Source organism: Mesorhizobium sp. M1307 (genome assembly GCF_040318155.1).
Taxonomy (GTDB): domain Bacteria; phylum Pseudomonadota; class Alphaproteobacteria; order Rhizobiales; family Rhizobiaceae; genus Mesorhizobium.
Genome location: NZ_JAMYLR010000092.1, coordinates 1 through 4,706 on the forward strand (window position 1 = coordinate 1; position 4,706 = coordinate 4,706).

Below are 4,706 nucleotides of genomic sequence, written 5' to 3' on the forward strand. Positions count from 1 at the left end.
TTGTTCGGGGCCCCCCCCCCCCCCCCCCCCCCCCCCCCCCCCGCGGGGGGGGGGGTGGGGGGGGGGGGGGGGGGGGCCCCCCCCCCCCCCCCCCCCGCAACTCGTCACGGCGTGCTCCGCCGATTCTACGAGTATCTCGCCGTCTATGACACCCAAACCGAGGCCTTGGAGCGCAGAGCTTTCCCCAGATCCAGAGCGATTCCGCCTCCGCGTATCCTCAGCGAGACAGAGTTGGCGTCGCTCATAGACGCATGCGACTTGATCGTCCCGACGTCGATCTGTCCAACGGGATTCTCCTGGCTCGGAAGACGAAGTTCCGCAAGGACCGTCTCGTTCCAGTTCACACGACGACCCAAACAGCCCTTCGTCACTACGTGCGTGAGCGCGATGCGGCTTTCCCACGCCCAAGCGACCAAGCCTTCTTCCTCAGCTCCCGAGGCAACCGTCTGTCGACGAGCGGTCTGCAAAGCGCATTCGCTAAGGCCGCAAGCTCGCTGGCCTTGATGACGCCAAGCCTTTGAGACGGCAGATCTTAGGCCCCGGTTCGCCGTGACCCGTCTTAGCTGCGCATTTCGCAAAAGCCGGACAGGGGTTCCGCCAATTCCCGGACAGTGGTTTCGCTAATCTCGGGACAGTTTGGCGGCGAGGGTCCTCGGGTGCCTTGTTGCGTTCATGGATGATTGAGTTTCGCCATTTTCGGTGCCGGTCATGTCGATTGCGGAATGTCGCGCTCGTCCGGCGTTCGAAAGCGGCGAAGTGCTCGCAGAACCAGGTGTAGCCGTAGCCGTCGGGGTCGGCGGCGCGATACTCCTGCCACAACAGCGTCAGCGTCACCCCCTTGCGCTTCAACTCCCTGGCGATTAGCGCAAAGTCCGGTTCGCTCAGGTCTTGCGGCGGACGACCGGCACGGCCAAACAGCAGCCGCTCAAGCGTCGCGTCGTCATGGCCGGGCGGCAGCGGCCAGCATGACAGCCCGGACACACGTCTCAGTGGCTGCGCCCCAACAGCGACTGCATCCGATAGGGCCGCTCCGCTCCGGACTGCTCAGCCATCAGCCAGCCTGTCTTGCGCTCAATGCCGGAAAGAAGGCCGCCAAGGAAATCTGCGCCCGTCTCCCGCAACTCACGACGAGGTAGCACCCGCCCAACCCGCGCCTTCAGCGCTGTGAGCTCCTGCTCGCAAGCCAACAACGACCCTGACCACGAAGCGACAGACATGGTTCCCTCATAACCTGTCGCAAGGGATCAGAAATCAAGTGATCCGCAACTGTAGTACTAAAGCTGGATGTCTCGAAGGACGAGCATGCTCTCTTGGTTTAGGCCGGCAACGCCTCGCCATCCGTGCCAACCCTACTCGGTGCTGAGAAAGGCATCTGGCAAGCATCAGCGGCTTCATAGACAACATCGGTGACACGGTGACACGGTGACACGGTGCCTGGTCGCCGAGCGTCGGCGTTGGATGGGAGGCATGGCATTCTCCTACCGGGCGTCTCTTGTTGCGAAAAAGTCACCGGCCCAGTGAATTTATTTCGTTCTCGCCGTGGGGCTAAATTCCCATACAATCTAGGCGATCGCAAATGTGTGTCCTTGACACCCGAGAACAAAGAACTTCGATGATTCCGAGCAAGATGACTGCAGCCGTCCTGACAGGTCATGGAGGTGTTGAAAAACTTGTAGTTCGAAATGACTTTCCTGTGCCGCAACCGAAAGTTGGTGAATTGCTCATTGAGGTCGGCGCTGCCAGCGTTAACAACACTGACATCTACACGCGCATCGGGTGATATTCGATGAGGGTTGAAGCCGAGATAAGCAATGGAGCAGCAGGAGGAAATGCATCAATCGACGAAGACGATGCAAGCTGGTCCGGTACATCGCTCAAGTTTCCCCTCATACAAGGCGGGGATGCGTGTGGTCGCAGTTGGAGCCGAGGATAGGCGAGCGTGTTCTCGTACGCACCATACTGCGCAGCTACGCGGACTATCGTCCCTTCGAGGGCTGGTACTGGGAAGCGAGTGCAATGGCGGATTTGGGCAGTTCGTGGTATCCCCGGCCGGTGAACCTATGCCGTCAATTGTGACTGGAGCGATGAGGAACTTGCTGCAGTCCCTTCTGCTTATGCGACGGCAGAAAACATGCTCGACAGAGCTGCCGTGGGGAGGGAGGGTGTGCTCGTCACCGGGGCGTCGGGAGGTGTAGGCTTGACCGCTGTGCAATTCTCCAAGCGCCGGGGCGCGACGGTCATCGGAGTCTGCGCTCCGAATAATACAGCTGAAGTCAAGACACAAGGCGCTGACCAAACCATCGATGGAAGCGGCGATCTTGTGGCCCCTCTTGGTTCGGAAACCGTGGACGTCGTTATTGATCTAGGTGGGGGCTCCCCGCAGTATCGAGAACTCCTGGAGTTGTTAGGGCGTGCCGGCCGCTGTGCTGTGGCGGGCGCGATTTCGACCAATCGTCGAAATCGCCATCCGAACTTTATACCTAAAAGATCTGACCTTTTTGGTTGCACCTTCTGGGAAGATCACGTGTTTGAGAACCTTATTCGCTACATCGAGAGCGGACAATTCCGGCCTGTGATCGCGCGCGTATATCCTCTCAGTGATATTGTCCTCGCGCAGCAAGACTTCTTGTCGAAGTCGTGCTTGTGTCTCCGCGAAGGCGACAAGCCAAACCCCTTTTTAATCAATGACAGGCAGGCCAGCCATGAAAATCGCTCGAATTGAGCTCTATAAGATCGATCTCCCCTACGACGGCGGCGTGTATCTGCTGTCGGGAGGCCGCGAATACACTTCGTTTGACGCCTCGATCGTACGTATGGTCGCCGACGACGGGACAGAGGGATGGGGCGAAAGCACGCCGTGGGGTAGCACCTATATCGCGTCTCATGCGCTCGGCACCAGGGCGGGAATCACCGAAATCGCGCCTGCCTTGCTGGGCCGCGATCCTCGCCAAGTTGAGCGCATCAACGACACGATGGATTTCGCGCTAGTCGGCCACAATCACGCCAAATCGGCACTCGACGTCGCGTGTTGGGACATCTTTGGTAAATCGGTCGGTCTACCGGTTGCAGAACTTCTTGGAGGTGGCTCCGGAAAGCCCCTTCCGATGATTTCGTCGATCTATGCCGGCGATCCCGAAGAGATGCGCCGCCGCACGGCGGACCACCGCGCGAAGGGATATCTGGGACATTCGGTCAAGATCGGGGCATTTGACAGCGAGGGAGGACCGGCGCTCGATGCCGAACGTATCGCAGCCTGCTTGGCAGATAGGAAACCGGGCGAATTCTTTATCGTTGATGCGAACGGTGGTCTCGTTCCCGAAACTGCGCTGAGGATGTTACGGCTGCTTCCACAGGGGCTGGACTTTGTCCTGGAGGCTCCCTGCGCGACAATCCGAGAAACTATGTCGCTGCGTAAGCGCTGCGCCTATCCCATCGTAATCGATGAGCTCGCCCAGCTCGATGAAGACATTGCATTCATTGTGGCCAACGATTTGGCTGACGGCATCGGCCTCAAGATCGCGAAGTCCGGTGGTCTCACACATGGCCGGCGGCATCGCGATGTTTGCCGTGCTGCAGGCCTCACTATGAGTGTCCAGGACACCGCTGGTTCTGCCATCGCGTTCGCCGCAATCGTTCATCTCGGCGCAACCGTACCGACGCGTCTACTGCGGTGCGTGGCCAATACTGATGATATGGTTACGTTAAAAACAGCCACGTTCAACGCGCGATTTGGCGAAGGGGGAGTTATTCCGCCGGACCTGCCGGGACTTGGAATCGAAGTCGACCGCGCCGCTCTCGGCGAACCTCTCACGATTTGGGGCGACTAGCATCCGCGGGAGCACCCAATCGCGGACTCCGCCCACCAAAGCCTCGACCGACCACCCGCTTGGCCGACAAAAATGCAACAACGACTGACGCTTGGCCGACATTCGCGACGGCGTCGTCACCGCCGCCAGCGGCTCCACGCTCTTGGTATCCATACGGCTAAGGCCACCTGCGGCAGGTTTGGGTGGAGCGTCACCCTTAGCCCTGCGCGCGTCGACGATTTGCCGAAGGTTGTCGATGCCGTCTTCGCTGGAGACGACGATAGTTTCGCTAATTCGGTTGCTGGATAGCCGTATAGGCGCTCAGGCAACCGTCTTCCGAGAACATCTCGATCGAGCAATCGCGCAAAAAGCTTTCGTCCCCTTCGAGCATCTCGCCCACGTATTTGAGAGTGTAAAGTGCGGAGTTGCGATGTCCCAGGCGAATGTGATCTCGATCGAGCCGTCGTCGAGCAATTCGGCATAGCGTCGCCTGTGACTTCATCCATCTCGTCACACCCGGCCCATGTGAAGTGAACTATCGAGGGGCTGTAGCTCAGATCGAGACCGGCTTGCAGGGCGCCAAAGGCGATCTTGCCGTTGTTGTCGGGTCCGATGGCGATGGTTGCGGGTCCACCGAGGTTCAGGTAACCGCGATCCCACAGATCGGCTTCGATGATCCGCCAGCGGCCGTGTCAAGCGAAGTGAGGATTTGACCCCTGGGGCGAAACGAAGAACTGACCCCCTCATTGCTTTGCAGTTTCGTTGGTGTCGGGGGGGGGGGGGGGGGGGGGGGGGGAGGGGGGGGGGCGGGCGGGGGGGGGGGCGGGGGGGGGGTGGGGCGCGGGGGGGGGGGGGGGGGCGGTTGAGTAAGGCCGCGCCCGAGCGGGGGGGGGGCGCCCG

The 4,706-nt window shown here is 60.3% G+C and carries 4 protein-coding genes and 2 pseudogenes; 4 read left to right on the forward strand and 2 right to left on the reverse strand.

Annotated features, from left to right (window positions below; genetic code table 11):
• The first annotated feature begins 251 nt into the window (after positions 1–251).
• Positions 252–521 (forward strand): tyrosine-type recombinase/integrase, encoded by a 270-nt coding sequence (locus tag NKH16_RS34620; protein WP_352903921.1) that lies wholly within the window; start codon positions 252–254, stop codon positions 519–521.
• A 187-nt stretch (positions 522–708) separates the two neighbouring features.
• Here the strand turns inward: NKH16_RS34620 and NKH16_RS34625 are convergent.
• A pseudogene (locus tag NKH16_RS34625) lies at positions 709–984 on the reverse strand (IS21 family transposase); the annotation flags it as partial.
• An 8-nt stretch (positions 985–992) separates the two neighbouring features.
• Positions 993–1,217 (reverse strand): annotated as a pseudogene (locus NKH16_RS34630) (IS701 family transposase); the annotation flags it as partial.
• Between the two features lie 410 nt (positions 1,218–1,627).
• On the opposite strand from NKH16_RS34630, the gene NKH16_RS34635 reads away from it, so the two are divergent.
• The 3 genes from NKH16_RS34635 to NKH16_RS34645 all read left to right on the forward strand — a co-directional run bounded on the left by NKH16_RS34635 (position 1,628) and on the right by NKH16_RS34645 (position 3,827).
• On the forward strand, positions 1,628–1,780 hold the full coding sequence (locus NKH16_RS34635) for a hypothetical protein (RefSeq protein ID WP_352903923.1): 153 nt from the start codon (positions 1,628–1,630) through the stop codon (positions 1,778–1,780).
• A gap of 417 nt (positions 1,781–2,197) precedes the next feature.
• Complete coding sequence (locus NKH16_RS34640) at positions 2,198–2,722, forward strand: zinc-binding dehydrogenase (RefSeq protein WP_352903924.1); 525 nt, start codon at positions 2,198–2,200, stop codon at positions 2,720–2,722.
• Positions 2,703–3,827, forward strand: coding sequence for a mandelate racemase/muconate lactonizing enzyme family protein (locus NKH16_RS34645; protein WP_352903926.1), 1,125 nt, complete (start codon positions 2,703–2,705; stop codon positions 3,825–3,827). Before NKH16_RS34640 ends, NKH16_RS34645 begins: the two co-directional genes overlap by 20 nt.
• The last annotated feature ends 879 nt before the right edge of the window (positions 3,828–4,706 follow it).